Below are 25,446 nucleotides of genomic sequence, written 5' to 3'. Positions count from 1 at the left end.
TATCCGCAAATGGAAAAGCAGTTAGTCTCCCACATGAGGGAGTTTGTCGGACACATGCAGGTCCGGCTCTCCAACTCCATAAAAGACAACAAGACCGGCGTTGAGAAGATTGCCGCCTCCTTCGGCATCACAGACAGGACGCTGGTAAAGGAGCTGACCGAGCTGGCCATCGTGAACCGTGCCAGAATATTGGCGCACTCTGCCGCCTTTCCCACTCCCCGCGAACGATTCGGGCGCATCGTGAGCCTATACAACAATCAGGTGAACCTCAGCTTCAGGACAAGCCAGAGCATGTTGCTGCAGCAGTATTCCACCCCGGCGCCGATTGGCTACCTGGCAGGCCTATACGTGGGCGCTGACAGGCCCGAAAACACGCTTTTCGAGCCCTCTGCCGGTAACGGGCTGCTGACCATTGCGGCCACTCCGCAGCAATGCACCGTGAACGAGATTGACCGGGTGCGGCGCATGAACCTGGAGACACAGGGCTATGCGGGCGTGACGGGGATGGATGCCACGCTGCCTTTCAAGGGATTTGAAAAACAATTCGACTGCGTGGTGACAAACCCGCCGTTCGGCTCCACAGACGAGGTGGTTTTCGGCACCTACAAACTCAAGTCGCTGGAGCAGGTGATGGCCATCCGGGCACTGGACTGCATGAAGGATTCCGGACGCGCCGCCATCATCATCGGCGGGCACTCCACCTGGGACGACAAAGGCAGGCTGCAGGCAGGCAAGAACCGCCTTTTCTTCAATTACCTCTACAGCCATTACCATGTGGAGGACGTGCTCAACATCGACAGCAAAAAGCTGTACACGCGCCAGGGCACCGGCTTTGCCGTGCGCCTGATACTGATCAACGGCAGAAAGCCGGTTCCTCAGGGCGTCTCGCCGCTAAAGAGCGGGCATGACACGCTGGTACGGACCTTTGACGAGCTGTACGAGCGCGTGACACAATACCTGGAGGCCCCTCAGCCAACCCAACACACTTCCAACCATTCTAAAAGACTAAAAATGCTTTCCCTTAAAGCCCGAGCCGTTAAACTAAAGCTGCAGCTCCTGGACCTGGGCGGCCTGGGAATGCCCTACACCCCCACCTCCAACGCCTGTTTCGTGCTCGACACGCATGTGCCGGATATGATGGCGCACGAGACGTTTTCTGCCCTAGGCAAGATAAAAGAGGCCGTGGGCGGCGACATTGACGCCTTTGTGCAGCACCGGTTGGGCTACGCCTCCAACACAGAGATGTGCAAGGCGCTGGCCGCAGAGCAGATTGACGCCGTGGCCATGGCCCTCTACAACATAGAGGCAAGGGGGCAGGGCATGATCATCGGCGACCAGACCGGCATAGGCAAGGGCAGGCAGGCCGCTGCCATCATCCGCTACGCGGCGCTGCAGGGCAAGGTGCCGGTGTTCATCACTGAGAAGCCCAACCTGTTCTCTGACCTTTACCGCGACCTGGTGGCCATTGGCTCGAAGGACCTGGTGCCGTTCGTGGTGAACAGCCGCGACAAGAAGACCAAAATCAAGGATGCGCGGGGCAAGGTGGTGTATGAGCCCATGCCCGAAAAGCAGCTCAGGGACACTATCAAGAGCAAGCGGATGCCGCAGGGCTTCCACTATGCCCTGGCGACCTATTCACAGTTCAGCTCTCCGGAGCGCTCCCCCGCAAAGCCGGACTGGTTGCGCCAGGTGGCAAAGGACAACATCATCATCATGGACGAGAGCCACAACGCGTCCGGCGAGTCGAACACCGGAAACTTCCTGCAGGACGTGGTGGCCAGCGCCGCCGGTGTACTTTTCCTTTCCGCGACCTACGCCAAGCGAAGCGACAACTTGCCGCTGTACGCCATGAAAACGGCCATGTCAGACGCCAACCTGAGCAAAGAGGGCCTGGTGGAGGCCATTCAGGCCGGAGGCGTGGCCCTGCAGGAGATACTTTCCTCGCAGCTTGTGCAGGAAGGGCAGATGATACGCCGTGAGCGAAGCTTTGAGGGCATAGAGGTGAACTACATCACCCTCGACAAGACAGCAGGCGATCCGTCGCTGGACAAAGAGCAGGAGCACAAGGCGGTGGCCGACAACATGACCGAAATCATGCGGGAGATCATCGGCTTCCAGGAGCTGCATGTGGAGCCCTCTATTGAGGAAATGGACAAGATTGCCGCAGCCGAATCGAAAGAGATAAAGAAGCGCGGGGGCACCTCCGCTGCAGGCGTTGACAATTCGCCGTATTTCTCTAAAATCTTCCAGGTAATCAACCAAATGCTGTTCAGCATAAAGGCTGATACCGTGGCCGAGAGAGCGATACAGCGGCTAAGGGAGGGCAAGAAGCCGGTTATTGCCTTCGCCTCCACCATGGGCTCTTTTATTGAGCAGATGGAGGACGAGGCGGGCAGCCCCGTGGGTAATGGTTCGCTAATCGATATTGATTTCGCCACGGTCCTGCAGCGCGGCTTGGATGGCGTGATGCGTTACACCGAGACAAACCACGACGGCAGCAAAGAGAAAAAGCAGATAGAGGTAAGCGACCTGTCTCCGGAGGGGCAGGAAAAATACTTCCAAATCTCCGAGCGCATCCGGCAGGCCTCATCCGGCATCACCATCTCCCCGATTGACGCCGTGAAGCAGCGCATTGAGGCAGCGGGCTACAGCGTGGCAGAGGTAACGGGCCGCAAGTACGAGGTGCAGCTCAACCACAAGACCGGCAAAGGCCTGGTGACGCTGCGCGAGAAACTGGCGACCAACGACGCTTTCCGCTCTTTCAACGACAATGAGGTGGACGTGCTGATGATTAACCAGTCCGGCTCCACCGGTGCCTCAGCCCATGCCGTGCCGACCGACGTGGTGCCGGTTTCAGAGGTGAAGCAGCGCGTGATGCTCATCCTGCAGGCAGAGCTCGACATCAACACCGAGGTGCAGAAACGCGGCCGCATCAACCGCACCGGCCAGCTAAAGCACATACCGCCGATTTACGACTATGTTATTTCTGCCATCCCCGCTGAAAAGCGCCTGATGATGATGCTCCAGAAAAAACTAAAATCCCTGGACGCCAACACCTCTTCCAACCAGAAGCAGAGCGAGGCCGTGCTGTCTGTGCCGGACTTTTTGAACAAGTACGGCGATACAGTGGTGAACAAGTACCTGATTGACAACCTGGACCTGAATCAGCGCCTGGGCGATCCCCTGGGCATTGGCAAGGACGAGGATGCCAAGCCAACCGACAGCAGGGGCGCGGCCATCTCCATCGCGCACAAGGTTTCGGGCCGCGTGGCCGTGCTGCCGACTGCGGATCAGCAGGCGTTCTATGAGGACATTACCGAAGCCTACGATGATTATATCGAAGAGCTGAAGCGCAAGGACGAGTATGATTTGGAGGTGGAGGCCATGGACCTGGAGGCCGAGACGATCAGCAGCCAGATAGCCAAAGTGGGCAAGGGCGGCACGTCTGTTTTCTCAGAGAACACCATGCTGGAGACGATACGCGCTAAGGTGCTCAAAAAGCCGTTCACCAAGCCAGAGGTGCATAACCTGCTGCAGGATTCTTTGGGCGGCAAAACCGCAGCCGAGCAGACAGCGGAGCTGGTGGCAGAGTTCAAGCAATATATGCTCGAAAGCGCCAACGCGGAGACAGAGGAAAAGAACCGGCATTACGCCGACCTGGTGGCCAAATTACCCAGCGACAAGAAAATAGCCAAGCTGCCGCCAGCCGAGCAGCTGATGGCCATTCAGGAGCGGAGAAACGTGCTGGAGGAAGCACGAAAGGCGGCGGTGAAGAAGATAGGCGACACGGCCAACAACCGCTACCGCTTCCTGCACGGCATTTTCGAGTTCTTCACCGTGGGCAGGGGCATCTACTACAGCATAGGCCGCGAGGAACTGGCAAAAGGCATCTTCCTGGGCTTCAAAATCGACCGCAAGAAGAAAAACCCCTTTGCCCCGAGCAATGTGCGCCTGCGCTTCGCCGTCGCCCACAGCACTAAATACCTGGAGATACCGGCCAGCCAGCACGAGGCCATCGGTGCCATTCGCGGCTCGTCTTACAGCATTTCCCGCTACGAGCGCGACAGCATGATTGAGTATTGGGACTCTGCCATCCGTGACAGCAGCCAGGACAGCAAGATACGCTATGTGGTGACCGGCAACCTGCTGCAGGCCTTCGACCAGTTCAAAGGCAAGCTGGTGAGCTACACCCTGAAGGGCGGCGGCGAAAAGAAAGGCATCCTGATGCCCGATTATTGGGTGCCGCAGGAATCAAACAAGTCGGTGACGGTGCCGATCTCGCAGGCGGCGGCCTATATACGGTCCATGACCGTGGGCCGAAGCCTGGTGACAGCCAAGGGCGTTTCCATCCTGCGCCAGGGGCAGTACTACAAAATCATGGTGGCCGGTACCAAGAAGTCCGGCGCTTGGTTTTTCCTCAACTCCGACGTGCTGCGCCTGGTGAACCGCAACCTGTTTGAGAAGCAGGCCGACAAGATGGTGTCCGAGCTGGAGCTGGAGCGCATCGACGAGCTCGTGCAGTGGCTCCAGGCCAAGCACTCCGACAGCGTGAGCCTTCCGGAGGCAGACTTCAAGCGCATGTTCCAGGAGAAAGTGGACGCGCCGAGGCCGGTCCACGAGTGGCCGAGGCTGCTGGTGCCGGAAATAAAGCAGGATTCTAAAAAAACCAAATTGAAGCTTTTGAAGCTGAAAGCCAAAGCGGTAAAAATTAAGCTTTTATTGCTTGGTTTGGACACTTTAAAAAAAGCCGCATAAACTCATTTGAAACAGCCTTTTAAAAACATTTCACCCCATGAAAGTAACAATATCAAACTACCTGGAGGTAGTAAATAAACTGGATTTTGCAAAGTTGCCAGAGGCCCTTGGCGAGGCACATCAATTCGCACTGGAGGCCATGGAAGATGATTGGTGGGCCTACCGAGAAGACGCCGGTGTTAAGGACACAGTAGATACTTATTTTGCGAAGCTGATGGAAGTCCTGCCGGTCGAAAAGCAAAACGACCGCATCCATGTGGTGAAGCCGAGCCACGGCAAGAAAGTGGCAGCGGCCATGGTGCCTGCCAGCAACCAGGACGACTATCCGAGCTTTGAGGACTACAGGCAGTACATCGCTGAGGCTACAGACGACGCCAAACTAAAGGCCCTGGCCTCCGGCATCGAAAAGAACTTCAAGGCCTCACGCCTGAGCCTCACGCAGTTTTCCTCGCTGGAGCACATGCTGGAGCTGCGCAAAAAGGTGCTAACCCCGAAGAAAACGCATGATGTATGGATGACGGAGGCGCTTAACAGCCGGACGCAGGAAGAGTTGGATGCGCTGCAGGCCAGGTGGGCCGCTGACAAAGACCTTAACCACAGGGAGAAAGACATGCTCAACAGCTACACAAAGCAGATTTCTACCCGCATTGCCGAATCCGCAAAACGCGCCGTGAAGTCTGCCAGGCCCGTCGACACCTACAAATCACTGCAGAGCAAGCCTATAACTGAGTTGAGCTACGGCGATTTCGTCATTCTCCTAAAAGGCGCTAAGACCAAGGCGGAGGCGGTGAAGTACGGAGAGCAGATAAAGAAGGCCCATGACGCCAAGCGCATCGACGAGCTGTATTTCAGAGGCCTGAACGAGCTGTATAAAGAGCGGGTGCTTAAACTCCACAACAAAGAGGAAAACGCCGTGAAAAGGGCAGCCAAAACCCCGAAGGTGAAGAACGAGCCGAAGCCGAAGAAGCTAAAAGCTATTAAGCAAGTCGCTTATCACGACCATTTCACTGAGGAAGAGAAGGTAATCAAGCGCTTCACGTCCATGAATGGCCGCGAGGTGGCCGAGAAGTCTGTAAAATCACTGCTGGACACGGTAAACAAGCTGGTGGTGGAGCGCAAAATCAGGAAGAGCAGCCATAACGCCGGTATCATCAAGAAAATTCAGGAGAAGCTTAACGGCATTCTGAAAATGTATAAGAAAGAGGACGCTACCCATATCAAGCTGAATTTCCAGGGCGATACGATGGCGTTGCTGAAGAAATTTACGAAGCAGAGCAAGGTGTATAGCACGGTGCTCCTGCTAAAGCGGTTCATTCCGATGATGGGCACGGCACCAGGCAAGGAGAAAGCAAAAAAGCTGCTGCAGGACATTACAAAGGCCCTAAAAGATGGCTCCGTTCAAAAAAGTGACACTTACTACAAGCAGTTGACTGACGCGGTCGATGATCTGATGGACTATGTACACAACGGCTTTAAGTACATTCCGCAGGACACGCCTTCTTTATCCGGCCTGGGCTCCCTTCCGGAGTTCGCGGGCCTGGGATGCCCTGGGATGGACGAGGCCGAGTGTGGCTGCAGCAAACCGGCGCTTGCCGGAGTTAAAAAAAAAGCCCCAACGCCAGCAAAAAAGCAGGAAAGCAGCCCGTTAGCCTTTGGGACTAAGAAGCTGCCCAAGACACTGGCCGGTATCTTCACGCAGATAGACCAGCCAGGCGTGGACACAAGGGCAAACACCTTCCGGCTGAAGGGCGATATCGGCGCTTTCCTGGGCAACCTGGAGCGCAAAGAGTTCGCCATCACCCTGCGAGGCGACAAGGGGGCCGGTAAGACGAGCTTTCTGTATCAGTTGATGGATGCCTTTGCCGAATACGGATTCAGCGCGGCCTCTTTCACGCTGGAGATAGACAAGCAGTCGGACCTGGTGCAGCGCATGACACAGAAGTTTATCAAGCCGAAGAATCGCAGCCGCATCCAGGCCGCTTCCATCGCTCCGGACGGAATCAGCACCATCCGCGAGGCCGCCAAATACTTCGATGTGATAGCCATAGACAGTTGGAGCAAGCTGAACGCCAAGCAGGAAGAGTTTGACAGGCTCCGCAAGGACTTTCCGAACACGCTGTTCTTGGTGATTTTCCAGAGCACCACCGGCGGCACCGTGAGGGGCGGCTCTATGGCCGAGTATGACGCCGGTATCGTGATTCAGGTGGATACTCCTGGTGTGGCCGTTTGCGAGAAGAACCGATATGCCGACGCCGGAAGCATGGGCTTGAAGTATTTTGTACACGAATGTAGACTTTCTAACGATAAAGCATAATGAACGATAAAACGCTTTTAACAGTGGGTGTTGTGGGGGTAGGGGCCCTTTACCTGATGAGCCAATATAAGGATAAGCAGATAGTATCTCCTCATGTGACCGCAACTGGAATAAACCCCGGCACCACCAGTCCCTATGTTGTGAGACAAACCCCTTCGAGGACAGGTCAAAAGATAACGAACACCATTCAGACAGGCGTATCCATAGTTGAAGCCGGTAAGGATTTGTTCGACAGCATATCAAGTATATTTAGAGGCTCTAAAACGAACCTTGTGCCACAAACTACGCCTTCTTTCTTGCCTACGTATTTAGCATAGTATTGCAGCAATAGCAGAGGCTTTCTTACATATAGATTTAGAAGTCTATTATTTGCCCCGGCTTCTATTTTCTTAAGCTGAAAAGGCTTGAACATGGGAGCAGTTTTCCGAATCTGCTCCCATATCTGCTCCCAAGAAATGAAAAAGGCCCTCAGCTGCATGCTGAGGGCCTTTTCGGTGGTCGCGAAGGGAGTCGAACCCCTAACCTTCTGATTCGTAGTCAGATGCTCTATCCAGTTGAGCTACGTGACCATTCTGTTCTGTGAATATGGTGCAAAGTAAAGGCCTTTTTCCCTTATACGCAAGCCAAGTAGTAAGATTTTCTCAATTTCTCTCCGCCGCTTTCCGCAGGGCGCGCTTCAAGGCCCTGTCGAACAGGACGTAAAGGCCGCCGATGGAAATGATAACCAGCGCTATCATCAGGAGCTGGCCGCCGGTGCCGCTGTCCGGGTCCTGCAGCGCCGACACCACATCGCGGGCCTGCGTGCCCACCCAGAAGAAAAAGAGCGTGCGCGGGAGCATCCCCACAATGCTGGCAACAAAAAACTTCACGCGGTCTATCTGCAGCAGCGAGAGCACGAAGTTCATAAGGGCGAAGGGCAGCACCGGCGAAATGCGTGTCAGGATGATGAGGACCCAGCTCTCGTGGCGCAGCTCCTGCATCAGGATGCGCGCCTTCTCGAAGCGGTTCAGGAAACTCATCATCTTGCCGTGGTCTATCACCCTGGCCAGCGTATAGCCTACTAATGCGGCGATGCCATAAGACACCACAATGCCCCCAAAGCCGCCCCAGCCCAGATAAAAGCCGCTGACCAGCGCTACAAAAGTAGTTGGCGTCAGCGCAAAGGCCATGGTGATGGATATGACGGCGAAGTAAAGCAGCATCTCCGCCCACGACAGGCCCGCGAGCAGGTCCTGGTAATTGTACAGCACCACCGCCAGCGTAGAGCTCACCACCACGGGCACCACCACCAGCAGCAGCATCGAAACAAACGTAGAGGCATTTTCGCGGATAAGCGTGCGCAGCACGGGGAGTACCTTCATGCAGAGTTTTTGTATTGGTTTTGTTACCTCCTAGACGAAATACAAAGGACAAAAGATTTTGGCGGCTTTAAAAGCGCCGTGCAGGGGGCTGCGGCTGGCGCGGGGGCAATTGTGGTTTCTTGTGGCTTAATTGCCTAACTTGCAGCTAACGGAACATGCTAATAAAACCTACTTTATATATGAAATTCGGAACGAAAGCGATACACGCCGGCGTAGAGCCGGACCCAACCACCGGCGCCATCATGACGCCCATCTACCAGACATCCACCTACGTGCAGCGCTCGCCCGGCGACCACAAGGGCTACGAGTACTCGCGCACGCACAACCCCACCCGCACGCAGCTGCAAAACGCGCTGGCGGCACTCGAGAACGGGAAGCACGGGCTTTGCTTCTCTTCGGGCATGGCGGCCGTGGATGCCATCATCAAAATGCTCAAGCCCGGCGATGAGGTCATCTCCACCAACGATTTATACGGCGGCAGCTACCGCATTTTCACGAAGGTGTTCCAGAACTACGGCATCAAGTTCCACTTCACCGACATGAGCGACCTGCGCAAGGTGGAGGAACTGGTGAACAAAAACACCCGCATGATCTGGGTGGAGACGCCCACAAACCCGCTGCTGAACATCATCGATATAAAAGGCTGTGCCGCGATTGCCGAAAAGCACAACCTGCTGGTGGTGGCCGACAATACCTTTGCCACGCCATACCTGCAAACGCCGCTTGACTTGGGCGCTGACATTGTGATGCACTCGCTCACGAAGTATATGGGCGGCCACTCCGACGTGGTGATGGGCGCCATCGTGGTGAACGATGACGACCTGCAGCAGCAACTGGCCTTTATCCAGAACGCCTGCGGTGCCACACCAGGTCCGCAGGACTGCTTCCTGGTGCTGCGTGGCCTGAAGACGCTGCACCTGCGCATGGAGCGCCACTGCCAGAACGGGCGCCAGGTGGCGGAGTTCCTGAAAGGCCACCCGAAAGTAGAGCAGGTGTACTGGCCCGGCTTTGAGGACCACAAAAACCACGACGTAGCCCAGCAGCAGATGCGCGATTTCGGCGGCATGGTGTCGTTTGTGCTGAAAGGTGATCAGGTGGAGGACGCGGTGAGTGTGCTGGAGAAATTCAAGTTCTTCACGCTGGCCGAGTCGCTGGGCGGCGTGGAGTCGCTGTGCGGCCACCCGGCCAGCATGACGCACGCCAGCATCCCGCGCGAGGAGCGCCTGAAGGCGGGCCTGAGCGACTCGCTCATCCGGCTGAGCGTGGGCGTGGAGGATATAGAGGACCTGCTGGCCGACCTGGAGCAGGCGCTTCGAGGTTAGACGTTAGACACAGGACGTTAGACAAATTTTATTCCCTGGCATATATAAAAAGCGCCTGCTGTAGAAGCAGGCGCTTTTTTCGTGAAGCAATGGCACCATATATGCTTTTCAACCTGATGCCAGCCGTCTCCCGTAGAGAAAGAAATAGAGAATAAGTACTTCATCTTTTGCCTAACATCCTGAGTCTAAAAAATGGCAGCACAACAAGTTCTTTTCCGGGAGGAGCAGCACTTCAGGCAGACATGGCTGTGGGTGGTGGTGCTGGGCGTGTCCGCTATTTTCTGGTCGGGGTTCGTAGCGCAGGTATTGCTGGGCAACAGCTTCGGCAGCAGGCCTGCCTCTGATGTGGAGCTTATTTTATTGTTCCTGCTGATGGGGATAGGGCTGCCCTTCTTCTTTTACCGCATGTCGATGACGACGGTGGTGCAGCCGGGGGAGTTGCAGGCGCGCTTCTGGCCTTTCCACCTGCGGCCGGTGCGCATTCCGCTGCGCACGCTCCGGGGATATGAGCGCATCACCTACAAACCCCTCCGCGACTACGGCGGCTGGGGCATCCGGTGGGGCATGAAAGGCAAAGCCTATAACGTGTCGGGCAACGAAGGCGTGCTGCTCCACTTCTACGACAAAAAGCCGCTGCTCATTGGGTCGCAAAGGGCAAAAGAGCTGTTTGATGCCATCCGGCAGGCAAAGGAGGGAGGGTGATTCTTTTAATGATTAAATGGTTGATTCGCAGGTGTAATTCACTTCCTGCAGGCATGTAGCGCAAGCCGCTTGGCTCGTGTTTACTTCCTAAAGGCCTTTGGCCCGGGCGGTTATGAACCCTATATGATATATGGCTTATGTAAGGAAGCACGGGTTGCAAACCCATGCCAGCGAAGAAGAGTCAGCCATTTAACCATTCAACCATGAAGCCAATCAGTCAGCAATAAAAAAGCCGATGCCCTGTAGAGAGCATCGGCTTTATATATGGTAAGTCCGGCTTACGACTGGATGCCGAGGATCTTGTAAATCTCAGAGAAGTCCGGCGTCAGGATGATCTCGGTGCGGCGGTTTTTAGCTTTTGCCTCCGCAGAGCGACCTGTGTCTACCGGCATATAATAAGCACGGCCAGCCGGCGTGATCCTGTCCGGAGAAAGCCCTTTGTCTGCCATCATACGGGTAATTTCTGTGGCGCGCAGCACGCTCAGGTCCCAGTTGTCGGTCAGGTACTTCATGCCGTTGGCAACGCTCACATCGTCTGTGTGGCCTTCCACCATCACGCCCACCTGCTGGTTCTTCTTCAGCACGTCCACTAGCTGGTCGATTGCCTTTTTGCCGCCTGCGTTCACTTTCGTGCTGCCGGTGGCAAACAGAAGCTTGTCAGACATAGACACGTACACTTTGCCATCCTTGATGTTAACGCTCAGGTCGCCTTGGTTGAAGCCCTGTAGGGCGGCATTCACCTCATTTTTCAGGTTGTCGAGTATCTTCTGCTGCTCGTTCATGGCGCGCTCCATCTCGGCAAGCTTCTGCTCGCGCTCTTTCAGGGAAGCCGAGAGTTCATCTACTTTCTGCTTAGAGGCGGCCTGCTCGCGCTCGAGCGCTTCTTTGCTTGCTTTAAGCTCGTCGTACTTCTTGGAAGACACGCAGGAGGCCATCAGGACCGCGCACATCAAAAACGAAAGGGTGGCTTTGAAGAAATTAGATTTCATGTGGATCAGTTGGTTTTTGTTTAGTTTATAAAGTTTAGTCGTATTGCAAATATGGGAAATTAAAAGACTGCGAACCAAAAAATAAGAACCCAAAGTGCTATATATTGATTTTTTATACTTCAAACCTTATGCCAATTACTATATTTTAAATTTAATATATAAATAATTTTTTTAGGTGCAGTTCAAGCGGCATCCGGCCCATGTCGGCGCCTTTCAGCTGAATCCACATGTAACCCTATAAAATCACTTTCTCAAACCATGAAAAAAACACTGTACTTCCTGTGCCTGCTCCTGCTGGCCGGGCATATAACCGTGGCCCAAACCAAACCGGACTACAGCAGAATCACGCTGGTGATACACGGCGGCGCGGGCACCATTACGCGCGACAACATGACGCCGGAGAAAGAAAAAGCCTATACCGCGCAACTGAACGAGGCGCTGAAAACAGGCTTCGCCATTCTGGAGAAGGGCGGCAGCAGCCTAGATGCCGTGGAAGCCACCGTGCGCGTGATGGAGGACTCGCCGTTGTTTAATGCCGGAAAGGGCGCTGTGTTCACGAACGAGGGCAAAAACGAGCTGGACGCCGCCATCATGGACGGAAAAACCCTCAAGGCCGGGGCCGTCGCCAGCGTGACCACCATCAAAAACCCCGTGAGCGCCGCCCGCGCGGTCATGGAGCAATCAGAGCATGTGATGCTGATAGGGGCGGGGGCGGAGCAATTTGCCAAAGAGAAAGGGCTTGAGATAGTGAACCCGTCCTACTTCCGCACCGAGACGCGCTACAGGCAGCTTCAGGAAATCAGGGACAGGGAGAAAACCAAACTGGACCACGACGGAGGCTCCGGCAGTAACGAGCACATCTTTACCGAAGGCCACAAATTCGGGACAGTGGGGGCGGTAGCCCTGGATGCCTACGGCAACGTGGCGGCCGCCACCTCCACGGGCGGCATGACGAACAAGCGCTACGGCCGTGTGGGCGATGTGCCCATCATCGGGGCGGGCACCTATGCCGACAACAACACCTGCGCCGTTTCCGCCACCGGCCACGGCGAGTATTTCATCCGCTCGGTGGTGGCCCACGACATCGCTTCGCTGATGGACTACAAGGGCATGTCGCTGCAGGAGGCTGCGGATGAGGTGGTGATGAAGAAACTGGTGAAGCGCGGCGGCGAAGGCGGCGTGATAGCCGTGGACCGCCACGGGAACATTGCGATGCCGTTCAACTCGGCGGGCATGTACCGGGGCTATATCAAGAAAGGAAAATCAGAGGTGGCCATCTATAAAGATTAACATCGCGTTGAGGGAAAACCAGGTTGCGAAGTATATGGGATATGCGTATGGTGCAGGTAACCCGATTGCACTTCCTGCCGCTGCCCTACATGAACGACAGCGTCAAAGGCTGTTCTCTCACGGACGCGCGCGAAGCGGCCTGCGCCCTATATGAAAAGGCTCACGCTACATCTGGTTGAGCCAAGCCCAACTACTTTCGCTGTGTTCTTGAAGCCGATGTGGCTATATCGGGCACTCTGCCAAGTAACACGCGGAGCTGCAAAATGCACTTGTTAACGAAGCATATCTATAGATCACTCCTCCAGTAAATGTGTATATATTTCGTATGCCATATATATGAAGCCGAAAAAGCAGATGATAAAAACTGCCAGGCGCTTCTAAATCAGTTGCTTATTTAACGCAGTTTCTTTATACTTGATTAGCTTTCTGCAGACCAGCTGAACAGGAGTGCTTACGGTGCTGCGGGGGGCGTTGCTGAACCCGTGTTATACCTTTTCCAGGAAATCCATATATGAAGAAGCTCCCCCTGTTATTCGGCATGCTGTGCGCCCTCCTCATCAGCCACGGCAGCGCATCTGCCCAAAAAGGCTCCCCCCTTTTCCCGCAGGCACCCGGCATGGCGGCCTACACCTACCGCTATAGCTTCCCGAAAGGGGTGGAGGCGACGCTGGACACCATCCAGGCATTGGGTATAACCGAGCTGGAAGTAGGTGGGAACGCCTTCGGCCTGGCCCCGGACTCCCTGCGCAAACTGCTGGATATGCGGGGCATGACGGCGCCCTCTGTCGGTGCAGGATATGAGCAGGTGGTGGAAAACCCGCAGGAAGTGGCGCGCGTGGCAAAGATACTGGGCGCCAACTACGTGCAGGTAGCCTGGATACCACATGAGAAGGATAACTTCACATTTGAGGATGCACAAAAAGCCGTGGCTGATTTTAACCGGGCGGGCAAGGTGCTGCGGGAAAACGGCCTCACCCTCAACTACCACACCCACGGCTACGAGATGAAACCCTATCAAAGCGGCACCCTGTTCGACTATATGGTCCGGAACACCGATCCTAAATACGTCTCGTTCACCATGGACATGCTGTGGGCGTACCACGGCGGGCAGGACCCGGCCAAACTGCTGCTGAAGTACCCCAACCGCTGGACGACCATGCACCTGAAAGACATGAAGAAGGGCGTGAAGGGTGATTTTACCGGCCTGATGCCAGTAGAGAACGATGTGGCGCTTGGGCAGGGGCAGTTAGATGTGCCGGCTATATTAAAAGCAGCGAAAAAAGTTGGGATCAAACACTACTTTATAGAAGACGAAAGCCCGCGGGTGATTACGCAGGTGCCAATCACGCTGGCGTATCTGAAAAGCCTGAAAGAGTAGCGGGGACTGGAGCTTATATATCAACAGCGGTGCAACGGAAATTACTATTCCGCTGCACCGCTGTTGATATTGTACGCTGCTTGTTTATATATAAATTCTACGCATCAATGTTCAAGCCTTCGTGTATCCACTCCCAGGCTTTGTTGCGCTGGCTGAAGTCGAAGTACTTTACGTTGGCCGTGGTAAAGGGCTGGGCCATCACCGTGAGCCAGTCTATCCAGGCGCGGTCGCCCACGATGGCGGCCCTGCTGAAGTGTGCGGCGTGCTTGATGTCGAACTTAATGTCCTCGTACAGCGCGCGTAGCGAATACGCCTCCACATCCTGCACCTCGGCATATACCCTGATCTTGCCGTGCTGCCTGATTTTCTCCTCCAGCACCGGGAGCATCACATTGTAGTCGTTCCTGTCTACATTCCCCGAAATGCGGAACGCGACCAAATCACCTTTAGACTCTTCTAACAGTTGTAACATAGCAACAGGTTATAAACTTTACAGCAGGTTCTATTTTTTATTTGCGGCGGCAGCGCCATGCGTTCAGGAGATTAAGGGCCCGTTAATCATTAGCTTCCGGGCTGAAACGCGAGCTTACAGAGCCTGAGCCTTTGTCGTTTCCAAACACGAGGCATGGACAGACTAAGGCTGCTGTTCCAACCGCTTCAGTTCTTCCAGCAGCACATCCCTGGTGGTGCGGACGGTGCCGTCTTGGAACCGGATGGTATAGTCTTCGCCGGTAAGTCCGGAGGCCGAGGCAAGCTCTTCAATGAATTCCACTGCGGTGTGAACCTCGTCCCTGTGCTTCTCCCATTTGGTCTGCAGGTGGTCTGCCGCCTCTGTGTTGCTGTGCTCGCTGCCGTTCCGGATAAAGACAGCACCGTCCAGGCTGCGCAGGTAGGCGATCAGCCGCTCCACTTTCTGGCCCTCCGTCAGCCCGTTGGCATGGCTGCCGAATGCAGGCACAGCGGCAGGGGTTGCCGCCCCGTCCGCTACAGACAGCAGTCCCGCCACTGCGGCAATTCCTAACATGATTCGTGTGTTCATAGCTTTTTTCCTGCTTCTATAGTTTACGATACGGATGATGTCTGGTTCAGAGCAATCATTGTGCAATAGTGCCGTGCCTCTTGAATATTTTATATGGGTTGGCCCAGTGTACAGGCTGCAGTTGGCGTGCGTGACAGCGGCGCGCCTCCCAAATCCGGCCGCTGCCGCTGCGGCGGACATCGCATAACTCTAAACGGATATGTGCGTTTTCCCAGTATGCAGGAAGTTTTCAGCACCGTTTTCGGCATACACGACCAAACCCTGACCTGGTGGCAAATGTCTGCCCGGGCCATCGGCGTTTTCTTCGCCGCGCTGCTGATTATGCGGGTGGGGAGCCACCGCGTCTTCGGCAAGAACACGGCCTTCGACATCATTCTCGGGATTATATATGGCTCGGTGCTGAGCCGTGCCATAACGGGCAACGCACCTTTCTGGCCCACGTTGGCAGCCGCGCTCACGCTCGTGCTGCTGCACAGAGGCCTGGCGATGGTCGCCTACCACACGCACTTTGGCTTCGGGAATTTCATTAAAGGGCGGCCCAGGGTGCTGGTGCGGGACGGAGAGTTACAGGAGGAGGCGATGCGCGCCAGCAGCGTCACGAAAAACGACTTGCTGGAGGCGCTCCGGAGTTCGGGATCTGCCCTGGACCTGAACCGGATTGACCATGCCTACCTGGAGCGGAGCGGCAAAATAAGCATCATTATGAAGAAAGAGGAGAAAGAGGAATAATCATATACAGAAAAGGCCTCCGCTGTTGTGGGAGGCCTTTTCTATTAGGGTTATACTGCGGTGTGGCTTATGCCATCTGCGACTCCAGTTTCTGGGAAAGCACGTTCTTAGGCACGGCACCTACCTGCTTGTCCACCACCTCACCGTTTTTGAAAACAAGGAGCGTCGGGATGCTGCGGATACCGAATTTGGCGGAAGTCTGCGGGTTGGCGTCTACGTCTACTTTACCGATAACGGCTTTGCCTTCGTACTCACCGGCCAATTCTTCCACAATCGGGCCCACCATGCGGCAAGGTCCGCACCACTCTGCCCAAAAGTCTACCAGTACGGGTTTATCTGAATTGATGATCTCATCAAAGTTCGCGTCTGTAATTTCAATTGCTTTGTTAGCCATGACTTTAGCGTTTTGTTGTATTTGAATCCTGATTTAAATATAGTGACAATTACTGTCCGGGCAAATATGCACCCAAACTTAAACTCCCTGACAAGCTGTCGTAGCCCATCTAGCCACCTGTGGAGCCTGCACCTGTTATACGTACGGCAGACCAGCATGTAGGGTGCCTGTTATTTGTATCAACAAATGTTATCAATAAAAGTTTCAGAAGCAAGCGGGGGGTTGAGAAAGTAAAGAGAGAGGCGCCTGATATGCTGCCTATATATGCTGCTGAATAGATAGAGCTTTCGCTACTCCAGCGGTTCTACCTGCAATAAGCCATCATCTCCAGCGTATTTGCCAGCTGAACTATAACGATAGTGCTCCGGCTCGTTTACCCACTCTGCCCGCAACGGGTTGTCGTGTATATATGGCCAGTTTCTGTTCCAGAAAATTGTTGCTGAAAATTTCCTTTGCGTCGTTGCTGTCCTGCCATAGTTTACAACGCCGGACTTTTGAGTGGAGGTGCGCATTGAACTCAAAGCGGTGCAGCATCCACTGCTTCCGGCTTTCCGGTTCTTCCTGTATGGTGGCTACCATCTTAAGGCTGGTAAATTGCTTGAAGTCACGCAGAATGTCTGAAAGATTCCGGGCTTCTTCAGCGGCGGCAATCATATGCAGGTGGTTGCTCATCAGGCACCAGGCATGAAGGCGCAAGCCTTTGTGCTGCTGGCAGTATCTCAGGGCCTCCACCATGATGCGTTTATATATAGGGCGCGTGAACACATCCACCCAGTCCACCACCGTCATCGTAAGGAAATTCATGCTGCCCGGCACTATCCCGTTTTTGAGTCCTGTTTAGACTGATACTATATATGATACAGCTATTGCTGTTTCGGATTTCTTAATCCGAAACTTACCCTGAAGCGGATTTCCTAATCCGCGTATATAAAAAGCAGTACGGGGATTAGGAAATCCTCGGCAGCGGGCTTTCGGACTGGGAAGTCTGAAAGAGCAGTAAATAGAAAGAGGCACGCCACCGAAGCAGCATACCTCTTTTTAGCTGATGAAGAAGCATAAAATCTCCACATCCCCAAATTTTCACATCAAATCAACCTACACTCTCCCAGGCCCATATCCTTGATGGATGCCAGGAACGCTTTCGGCTCAATCCTGTACTTGCGCGAGTACATGGGCAGGGCCAGTTTCTCCTCCGGCACGTGAAGCGTTATCTCCAGGCGCTTCTGGCCGGGGCTGGCTACGATGGCGCCTTCCAGCGCCTCCGCCAACACAGGGCTGAAGTGCTGCAGGTTGATGTTGAGGTGTACGCCCTGCGCCATCTTATCGGTGATGTCGCCGAGTAGCTGGATGCTGGTGGGCTTGAGTTCCCACTGGTCCTCGGTCTTGTACCGTAGCTGCACCTTGCCCCGGATAAACAGGTACAGGCCCATCTTCAGGTAAGGCGAAAACTTCATATAGTCTTCCCCGAACAGCGCCATTTGCATCGTGGAGTCGTAATCCTCGATGGAGAACAGCGCAAAAGGATTACCGTTCTTGGCCGTCCGTATCACCACCTCCGACACCATACCCGCCACGTTCACGTCCCGGTTCTTGTATTCCTCAATTTTGTCAAGAGGGCAGGTGCAGTAAGAGTCGATTTCCAGCTTAAACTGGTCGAGCGGATGGCCTGACATATAAAAGCCCACCACTTCCTTTTCACGGCGGAGCATTTCAGCCTGCGTCCATATATGCACCTCCGGTATTTTGGGAAGCGGGGAGGCCACGGCGGCGCTGCCCCCAAACAGCGACTGCTGCGCGGCCTGCTGCTCCGCCTGGTAGTTGTTGCCGTAGCGCACCGCCTTTTCCAGCAAACTCATGCTTTCGCCCTCCGGCACTTCTATCAGTTGCGCCCGGTGGTAAAGTCCCCACGAGTCGAAGGCACCGGCCAGGGCCATGCTTTCGAAGGTTTTCTTGTTCACGGCCCGCAGGTTCACGCGCTTGGCAAAATCGAAAATATCCTGGTACAGGCCGTTTGCCTCGCGTTCCGTGATGATGGCATCCACGGCAGACTCCCCGGTTCCTTTTATCGCAGCCAAACCAAATCGGATATGGCCCTGCTCGTTCACGTTAAATTTCAGCAAGGATTCGTTTACGTCCGGCCCCAGCACCTGCACGCCCTGCTTGCGCGCCTCCTCAATAAAGAACGTCACCTTCTTGATGTCGTTCATGTTGTTGGTGAGCACGGCGGCCATATACTCGGCCGGGTAGTGGGCCTTCAGGTAACCCGTCTGGTAAGCCACCACCGAGTAAGCGGCGGAGTGGGAGCGGTTGAAGCCGTACTGGGCGAACTTCTCCATCACGTCGAACACCTCAGAGGCTTTCTTCGGGGTGATTTTATGCTTCTCTCCGGCCCCGGCAATGAACTTCTCGCGCTCCTCGGCCATCTTCTTCATGTCCTTCTTACCCATGGCGCGGCGCAGCAGGTCGGCACCGCCGAGGGAGTAACCGGCCAGAATCTGGGCCGTCTGCATGATCTGCTCCTGGTACACCATGATGCCGTAGGAGTACTCCAGAATCGGCTTGAGCAGCTCGTGCGGGTATTCCACCTCCTCACGGCCATGCTTCCGGTTAATGAAGTTCGGGATGAACTGCATCGGGCCAGGGCGGTACAGGGCGTTCATCGCAATCAGGTCTTCAATGTTGGTCGGCTGCAAATCCTTCAGGTACATGCGCATCCCCTCCGACTCGAACTGGAACGTGCCGATGGTGTCGCCGCGCTGGTAAAGCTGGTAGGTTTTCTCGTCGTCTATCGGAATGGCGTCAATGTCAATCTCAACCCCGTGGTTTTTCTTGATAAGCTCAATCGCGTCTTTGATGATGGTGAGCGTTTTCAGGCCCAGGAAGTCCATCTTCAGCATGCCCGCGCTCTCAATCACCTTGCCGTCGAACTGCGTGACCAGCAGGTCAGAGTCCTTTGAAGTAGAAACCGGTATATAATTGGTAATATCGTCGGGGGCGATGATGACGCCCGCCGCATGAATGCCGGTGTTGCGCACCGAGCCTTCCAGCTTTTCGGCCAGTTTCAGTACGGCGGCGCGGGCATCAGTACCTTCCCGAATGGAAGCCAACTCCAGATTCTCCATAAAGGCTTTGGCCAGCGTAGTGCCCGGCGTTTCCGGCACCATCTTCGCCAGTTCGTTTGCCTCGGCCAGCGGCAGCGAGGTAGACCGGGCCACATCTTTGATCGACGATTTGGCGGCCATCGTGCCGAACGTGATGATCTGGGCCACCTGCGTCTTGCCGTATTTCTCCACCACGTAGTCAATCACGCGCTGGCGGTTCACGTCGTCGAAGTCAATGTCAATATCGGGCATCGACACACGCTCCGGGTTCAGGAAACGCTCGAAGAGCAGGCTGTACTTGATGGGGTCGATGTTGGTGATGCCGACGCAGTAAGCCACCGCCGAGCCGGCCGCCGAGCCACGGCCCGGCCCCACGGCCACGCCCATGTCGCGGCCCCGGTTGATGAAATCCTGCACGATGAGGAAGTAGCCGGCAAAGCCCATTGTTTCGATAATGCGCAGCTCGTAATCCAGGCGCTCCTGGATTTCCTCCGTTATCTCGCCGTAGCGCTTGGCCGCGCCCGCAAACGTGAGGTGGCGCAGAAAAGCATCGGCGTTGGCATGCTCCGGCGGAATCGGGAAGTTGGGCAGCAGGATGTCGCGCTTGAGCTTGGGCGGCGTGATTTTGTCCACAATCTCGTTGGTGTTGTCGACCGCCTGCGGCACATCCTTGAACAGCGCGTTCATCTCGGCCTGCGTCTTGAAGTAGAACTGGTCGTTGGGGAAGCCGAAACGCGTTTTCGGGCCGGCCTCGTCGATGCGGTTCAGCATCTGGCGGATGTTTGGCATATGGCCGTACTTGCTGCGCACGTTGTCCACGGTGTCATATATCACCCGCTGGTCATCCGACAGGAAGCGATAGTACTTGGTGGCAAAGTCGCCAACGGGCGTGCTCTGGTCCTCGCCGGTGTTCACGCAGAGGAGGATATCATGCGCGTTCCAGTCGTCCTGGTCCACGTAGTGCGAGTCGTTGGTGCAGATGACCTTGATGTTGTACTTGTGCGCGAACTTCAGCAGCACCTGGTTCACATCTTCCTGGCTCTTGCCGGTGCCGTCGATGTTCTGCAGGCCGTGGCGCTGCAGCTCGATGTAGTAATCCTCGCCAAAGAGGTCGAGCCACCACTTCAGCAGCTCCTCGGCTTCTTCTTCGCCTTTCCAGAGGATGGTTTGCGGCAATTCGGCGCCGATGCAGCAGCTGGTGGCAATCAGGCCTTTGCTGTATTTCTGCAGCAGCTCCTTGTCGATGCGGGGCCACTTGCTATATACGCCTTCTATATAAGACAGCGAGCAAAGCTTGGCCAGGTTCTGGTAGCCTTCCTGGTCTTTGGCCAGCAGCAGTTGGTGGTGGCGCACATCCTTCTGCTCCTTCGTGAACGTTTTGAGGTGGCGGTCTTTCACCAGGTAAAATTCGCAGCCCACAATCGGCTTGACGTTATACTTGTTGGCCTCGGCCACAAAGTTGAAGGCGGCGAACATGTTGCCGTGGTCGGTCATGGCCACGGCGGGCATGCCATCGGCCTGCGCCTTTTTCATGAGCGCGCCAATGCTGGCCTGGCCGTCGAGCAGCGAGTACTGCGTATGGGTATGTAAATGCGAAAAAACTGGCAAGGTTCTGAGAATTAGAAATTACGAATTAGAAATGAAGTGTATAGAAGGAGCGTCATATACTTGTGGCCATTTCTGTGAAGTTAAAATTACGCAAAATCGGGCGGCGGCCCAAACTATAAACGGCTTCTTCGATAACAAATGCGGGGCCATGTTAGTCTCAGAAACAGGGAGTGTTTTGGGGATATATAACCTGGTCGCGTTTTATTTACACTCTACAGTAGGACCCACCCCCAACCCCTCCAGGGAGGGGGATTTTCCGCTAAAGTAGTTTATCCCCCTCCTCGGAGGGGCAGGTTTTCAGGGAGCAGTTGGTGGTATAGGCTATATATAACCAACTGCCATATAAATTATAACTCGGAAGCGGTAGCCACACGTAAACAAAAAGCTGTGCCGGATAGGAGAAAGTCATTGTATGGGAGAAGCGAAATCAGGAGGAAAGTTAAGCGGGATGTTCCGGGCGCTGGAGTCGCGCAACTACAGGCTGTTCTTTACGGGGCAGGGCATCTCGCTTGTCGGCACCTGGATGCAGCAGATTGCCCTCAGCTGGCTCGTGTACCGCCTCACCGACTCGGTGTTCCTGCTCGGGGCCGTGACGTTCTCCAGCCAGATTCCTTCCTTCCTGCTCGGCCCCTTCGCGGGCGTGGCCGCCGACCGGTTCAACCGGCACAAGGTGTTGATCGTGACGCAGGCGCTCTCGATGCTACAGGCCTCTACGCTGGCCGTGCTGGTGCTGACAGAAACGGTTGAGATATGGCATGTGCTGGCCCTGAGCGCCGTGCTGGGCATCATCAATGCCCTCGACATCTCTACCCGGCAGGCATTCGTGTTTGAGCTGGTGGAGAAGCGGGAGAACATCAGCAACGCCATCGCCCTGAATTCCTCCATGTTTAATATGGCGCGCCTGGTGGGGCCAACCATTGCCGGACTCATCATCGCGGTGGTAGGGGAGGGCATCTGCATTCTCATCAACGCCCTTAGCTATATAGCCGTGCTGGCCTCGCTGCTGCTGATGCGCCTGGAGCCTTTGGAGCGGGTGGCGCAGGAGCGGAAACCCTGGCAATCGTTGAAAGACGGGTTCCGGTACGCTTTCGGCTTTCCGCCCATTCGGGCTCTGATTATGATTGTGGCGCTCCTGAGCCTGTTCGGAATGCCGTTTAGTGTGCTTCTGCCCGTTTTTGCGCGGGATATTCTGCACGGAGGCGCGAACACACTGGGTTACCTGATGGGAGCCTCCGGCTTAGGGGCCTTGAGCGGGGCCTTGTTTCTGGCGCAGCGGAAATCGGTGATGGGGCTGGGCAGGGTGATTGTGTTCACGATGGTTCTGTTTGGCTCGTCTCTCATCGCTTTCTCTTTCTCAAACATGCTGCTGCTGTCGCTTGTGCTGATGCTGTTCACCGGCTTCGGCATGATTGTGTCGATGGCCTCCTGCAACACGCTGCTGCAAACGCTGACGGATGATGACAAGCGCGGGCGCGTGATGAGTCTGTATGCCACGGCATTTATGGGCATGGCCCCCATCGGCAGCATGCTGGCCGGGGCCGTGGCAGAGCGGGTGGGGGTGGGCTACACGCTGGCAGGTTGCGGCTTGCTGTGCGCGCTGAGCATTGTGCCCTTTGCCGTGAGGCTTCCCCGCCTCCGGCAGATGGTGTGGCCTATTTATGAGCGCCTGGGCATTGTGCCGGAAATCGCCACCGGCCTGCAATCTGCCTCTAACCTGGCCGCCCCGCCGGAGGAACGATAGTGTTAGAAGCCATATATAGGATATATGATCGAAACCTACATCCTAACACGGGGGCACGAGTTGCAAACTCGCGCCAGCGAAAAAAAGTATTGGTGCGGCCTGCCTATATATAGGACGAATAATAAATGAGACAGGCAGCCATATATAGCTGCCTGTCAAAATCTAATATCAAATAGCTTCGTTTTACTTCTTCCTGATTCGGAGTTTCTCGCCGATGCTCACGGAGAAATCGCGCTTGTTGTTCCACTCCATGATGTCCTTGATGGTAACACCATACTGGCGGGAAATCTGGTACAAGCTCTCGCCGGAAGCGACGGTGTGATAACCGCTGGCTGGCACAGCGCTGGTTTCAGTGTCTGCATCGGTCTCTTCGGGGGCCGCAGCGCGGGCAGGCGCCTGCACGCGCAACTCCTGGCCCAGGCGAATGCTGTTGTCCGATAACTCGTTCCACTCACGCAACTCCTCCAGCGACACATGATATGCCTTGGATATCTGGTAGAGGGTTTCGCCGGCAGCCACGGTGTGGAAGGCGCTGTTGCCTGCAGGCTGCGCAGCAGCGGCGCTTTCTGCTGTTTCTGCCTGTGTGGGCTGCACGAGCGGCTCGGCTATATATAGCTCCTGCCCCGCGCGCAGCGGCTCGTTTCCGAGTTTGTTCCAGGCGGTGAGGTCGTTGACGGTGACGGCGTACATCCTGGAGATGGCGTAGAGTGTCTCGCCTTGCTTGACGATGTGCTTTGTTGGCTTGGGGGCCGGTTTTGCCGCGGCAGCCGGAGCCGCCTTTTCAGGCTTGGCAGGGGCTGGCTTTGGTTTGGCTGACGGCGTGGCGGCAGGCTCCACGAATATATCCTTCACCTCTGCCGTGGAGTCTTCGTCTGTCGCGGTTCCTATAATCCAGTTTTCCTCTTCTTCGGCCGTCGTGTCTTCCTCAGCTGCTACAGGGGAGGTGGCCGCTGAATCAAGCAGGATGTCAACCGTTTCTTCGGTGGCGTGAGCAGGCTCCTGGAAAATGCTTGTAGTGTCGCTCTGCGGGTATAACTCCGGCTGTTTCTTCTGCGGCGCGGCGGCGGGTGCCTGTGTCGGCGGGGCCTCCGTTGCAGCATCGGTTTCCACTGGTTCTATCACGATAGGGTCCATAAACCCATCTTCCTCCTGCTCTTCTGCCGTTTCAGTTTCTGTGGCAGGCGCAGCCTTGCTGGCTGCAGTCGCTTTTGTACGGACAGCAGGAGCAGGTTTTTTGACTTCGGTAGCAGCGGCTGCCTCCTCTTCCATTCCAGCTTCTGCTTCCTCCGGTTCCGGCTTATCTTCCTTGAAGCGCTTGAAGCTGTTGATGAATCTCCTGAAGATGCTTTCCTTCGGTGCCTTGTCCTGTTCTTTCACTTCTTCTGTGCTGGCGGCAGAAGCAACGGCAGGCTGGCTCTGGCTCGGTGCGGCGGCGGCAGCTACTGGTTGCTTCTGGCCCAGGTCACGGACCTCTATCGGCGTGTGCGCCGGTCGGCGCTTCTGCAGCCACAGCACACGGCCCGGCACCGGCACCTCGCTGCGTTTCATGCGGTTCTTGAACAGCAGGTAGTTCAGCCGGATGCCGTAGTGCTGCGAAATCTGCTGCATCGTCTCGCCGGGCTGCACCACGTGGTATTCCGCATCGGCCGCCATGTTTTTCTTCTCGGTGTAATATACAGCGCCGGGCTCAATCTTATCAAAATTGCGCAGGTCGTTGTACCGCAGGAACCGGCGGGTGGAGAGGCCCGCCTGCGCCGCCAGCTTGTCCTTCGTGTCGCCGGGGCGGGCCACGATGGTGGTCAGGCCATTGCGGCCTGCCTTCACCAGTGTTGCCGCGGGCCTTTCCTTCGTGAGCGGCGTAGTGTCCTTCGACGCCAGCAGCCCGGCATCGCTGCCTCCGTTGCGCACGGGCACCATCACGTAGTAATCCTTATCCGAGGGAATCGTGTTGCCCAGCAGCCATTTGTTGTATTTCTCCAGTTCGGCGTAATCGGTTTGCGTGGCCATGGCGATGTCCGCCAAACTCTGGCCGGGCTCGGCGCGCAGCTCGCGCAGCGACAAAGCGGGCGGGTTGCTTTTCCCTATAAAAGCCTCGTAGGCAATTTTGTGGGCCAGGAACGTGAGGATGTAGGGGTTCACCTTCTCCGTTATCTCCATCCTGCGGGTGCCGTTGTCCGAAGGGCGGGTATAGGGCTTGGCGCCGGAGTAGCCCAGGTAGTACGACAGCAGCGAGTTCAGCCAGTTGTTGTAGTAGTTGTTGCTGCGCAGGAAATATTTGGCGGCGCCCCGGCTCGCCTCGATGATGTGGCGGCGCTCGTCCACCCGGTGGTCCATGCGCAGGTTAAAGTCGGAGGCGGCCTCGCGCTTGAACTGCCAGTAGCCTACCGCATTCGAGGTGGATATGGCATCGCCGATGAGGCCGCTTTCCTGCAGGGCCAGGTACTTGTAATCGTCAGGAACGCCTTCCTCCTTGAACACCCGCTCGATCACCGGAAAGTAGGCATCCGCCAGGTCCACCTTCATTTTGAAGTAGGTCTGGTTGCGGTGCAGCGCGTCCACCTTTCTCTGGATTTCCTCCTGCGCCCCGTTGGTGAGGGTGAGGTGAATGTCGGCGAAATAGACGTTGCGGGGCACCGTGACGAGTTGCGCCAGCGCCAGCAGGGGCAGGAGCAGGAGGGCAAAAAGGCTGCTGATGGATTTTCTCATGGCTTGGTACTTTACTA

At 55.7% G+C, this 25,446-nt stretch carries 17 protein-coding genes and 1 tRNA gene; 9 read left to right on the top strand and 9 right to left on the bottom strand.

Going from position 1 to position 25,446, the window contains the following annotated elements; genetic code table 11:
* Positions 1-9 precede the first annotated feature (9 nt).
* The 3 genes from GSQ62_RS09345 to GSQ62_RS09335 are packed head-to-tail and all read left to right on the top strand — an operon-like array spanning position 10 to position 7,386.
* Positions 10-4,755: a strawberry notch-like NTP hydrolase domain-containing protein gene (locus GSQ62_RS09345; RefSeq protein ID WP_161889248.1), complete on the top strand. Its 4,746-nt coding sequence runs from the start codon at positions 10-12 to the stop codon at positions 4,753-4,755.
* A gap of 37 nt (positions 4,756-4,792) precedes the next feature.
* Positions 4,793-7,069: a hypothetical protein gene (locus tag GSQ62_RS09340; RefSeq protein WP_161889247.1), complete on the top strand. Its 2,277-nt coding sequence runs from the start codon at positions 4,793-4,795 to the stop codon at positions 7,067-7,069.
* Complete coding sequence (locus tag GSQ62_RS09335; protein WP_161889246.1) at positions 7,069-7,386, top strand: hypothetical protein; 318 nt, start codon at positions 7,069-7,071, stop codon at positions 7,384-7,386. Before GSQ62_RS09340 ends, GSQ62_RS09335 begins: the two co-directional genes overlap by 1 nt.
* Positions 7,387-7,564: 178 nt before the next feature.
* On the opposite strand, the gene GSQ62_RS09330 is transcribed toward GSQ62_RS09335, so the two are convergent.
* Both GSQ62_RS09330 and GSQ62_RS09325 read right to left on the bottom strand, forming a co-directional pair.
* A tRNA-Arg gene (locus GSQ62_RS09330) sits at positions 7,565-7,638 on the bottom strand.
* Positions 7,639-7,710: 72 nt separating this feature from the next.
* A complete protein-coding gene (locus tag GSQ62_RS09325) occupies positions 7,711-8,430 on the bottom strand; it encodes a TVP38/TMEM64 family protein (protein ID WP_161889245.1) in 720 nt (239 codons plus the stop codon).
* Positions 8,431-8,609: 179 nt separating this feature from the next.
* Between GSQ62_RS09325 and GSQ62_RS09320 the strand changes: the two genes are divergently transcribed.
* Both GSQ62_RS09320 and GSQ62_RS09315 read left to right on the top strand, forming a co-directional pair.
* On the top strand, positions 8,610-9,752 hold the full coding sequence (locus GSQ62_RS09320) for a cystathionine gamma-synthase (protein ID WP_161889244.1): 1,143 nt from the start codon (positions 8,610-8,612) through the stop codon (positions 9,750-9,752).
* Positions 9,753-9,944: 192 nt separating this feature from the next.
* Positions 9,945-10,454 (top strand): DUF6141 family protein, encoded by a 510-nt coding sequence (locus GSQ62_RS09315; RefSeq protein WP_161889243.1) that lies wholly within the window; start codon positions 9,945-9,947, stop codon positions 10,452-10,454.
* A 278-nt stretch (positions 10,455-10,732) separates the two neighbouring features.
* On the opposite strand, the gene GSQ62_RS09310 is transcribed toward GSQ62_RS09315, so the two are convergent.
* The gene (locus tag GSQ62_RS09310; RefSeq protein ID WP_161889242.1) at positions 10,733-11,443 is read right to left on the bottom strand and encodes an OmpA family protein; all 711 of its coding nucleotides are present in this window, start codon (positions 11,441-11,443) and stop codon (positions 10,733-10,735) included.
* A 258-nt stretch (positions 11,444-11,701) separates the two neighbouring features.
* Between GSQ62_RS09310 and GSQ62_RS09305 the strand changes: the two genes are divergently transcribed.
* Both GSQ62_RS09305 and GSQ62_RS09300 read left to right on the top strand, forming a co-directional pair.
* Positions 11,702-12,733, top strand: coding sequence for an isoaspartyl peptidase/L-asparaginase family protein (locus GSQ62_RS09305; protein WP_161889241.1), 1,032 nt, complete (start codon positions 11,702-11,704; stop codon positions 12,731-12,733).
* A 511-nt stretch (positions 12,734-13,244) separates the two neighbouring features.
* On the top strand, positions 13,245-14,111 hold the full coding sequence (locus GSQ62_RS09300) for a sugar phosphate isomerase/epimerase family protein (RefSeq protein WP_161889240.1): 867 nt from the start codon (positions 13,245-13,247) through the stop codon (positions 14,109-14,111).
* Positions 14,112-14,208: 97 nt separating this feature from the next.
* Here GSQ62_RS09300 and GSQ62_RS09295 read toward each other — a convergent pair whose 3' ends face one another.
* Both GSQ62_RS09295 and GSQ62_RS09290 read right to left on the bottom strand, forming a co-directional pair.
* Entirely contained in the window at positions 14,209-14,583 is a 375-nt protein-coding gene (locus GSQ62_RS09295) for a SpoIIAA family protein (protein ID WP_161889239.1), read from the bottom strand.
* A gap of 162 nt (positions 14,584-14,745) precedes the next feature.
* Positions 14,746-15,150 carry a DUF5329 family protein gene (locus GSQ62_RS09290; RefSeq protein WP_161889238.1) on the bottom strand — a complete coding sequence of 135 codons (405 nt, stop codon included), beginning with the start codon at positions 15,148-15,150 and terminating at the stop codon, positions 14,746-14,748.
* A 201-nt stretch (positions 15,151-15,351) separates the two neighbouring features.
* Here GSQ62_RS09290 and GSQ62_RS09285 point away from each other — a divergent pair, with 201 nt between their 5' ends.
* Positions 15,352-15,879, top strand: coding sequence for a DUF421 domain-containing protein (locus GSQ62_RS09285; protein ID WP_237587123.1), 528 nt, complete (start codon positions 15,352-15,354; stop codon positions 15,877-15,879).
* A 67-nt stretch (positions 15,880-15,946) separates the two neighbouring features.
* Here GSQ62_RS09285 and trxA read toward each other — a convergent pair whose 3' ends face one another.
* The 3 genes from trxA to dnaE all read right to left on the bottom strand — a co-directional run bounded on the left by trxA (position 15,947) and on the right by dnaE (position 20,982).
* Positions 15,947-16,273, bottom strand: a complete 327-nt coding sequence (trxA, locus tag GSQ62_RS09280) for a thioredoxin (RefSeq protein WP_115563496.1) — start codon at positions 16,271-16,273, stop codon at positions 15,947-15,949.
* Between the two features lie 348 nt (positions 16,274-16,621).
* Entirely contained in the window at positions 16,622-17,077 is a 456-nt protein-coding gene (locus GSQ62_RS09275) for a transposase (protein ID WP_202621863.1), read from the bottom strand.
* 281 nt (positions 17,078-17,358) lie between these two features.
* Complete coding sequence (gene dnaE / locus GSQ62_RS09270) at positions 17,359-20,982, bottom strand: DNA polymerase III subunit alpha (protein WP_161889237.1); 3,624 nt, start codon at positions 20,980-20,982, stop codon at positions 17,359-17,361.
* Between the two features lie 412 nt (positions 20,983-21,394).
* On the opposite strand from dnaE, the gene GSQ62_RS09265 reads away from it, so the two are divergent.
* Positions 21,395-22,723 (top strand): MFS transporter, encoded by a 1,329-nt coding sequence (locus GSQ62_RS09265; RefSeq protein WP_202621862.1) that lies wholly within the window; start codon positions 21,395-21,397, stop codon positions 22,721-22,723.
* A 183-nt stretch (positions 22,724-22,906) separates the two neighbouring features.
* Here GSQ62_RS09265 and GSQ62_RS09260 read toward each other — a convergent pair whose 3' ends face one another.
* Positions 22,907-25,429, bottom strand: a complete 2,523-nt coding sequence (locus tag GSQ62_RS09260; RefSeq protein WP_161889236.1) for a LysM peptidoglycan-binding domain-containing protein — start codon at positions 25,427-25,429, stop codon at positions 22,907-22,909.
* Between the last annotated feature and the right edge of the window lie 17 nt (positions 25,430-25,446).

Origin of the sequence: Pontibacter russatus (genome assembly GCF_009931655.1) — a bacterium.
GTDB lineage: Bacteria > Bacteroidota > Bacteroidia > Cytophagales > Hymenobacteraceae > Pontibacter > Pontibacter russatus.
Note: the sequence above shows the minus strand (reverse complement) of the source record. Positions and strands in the feature narration are given on the sequence as shown.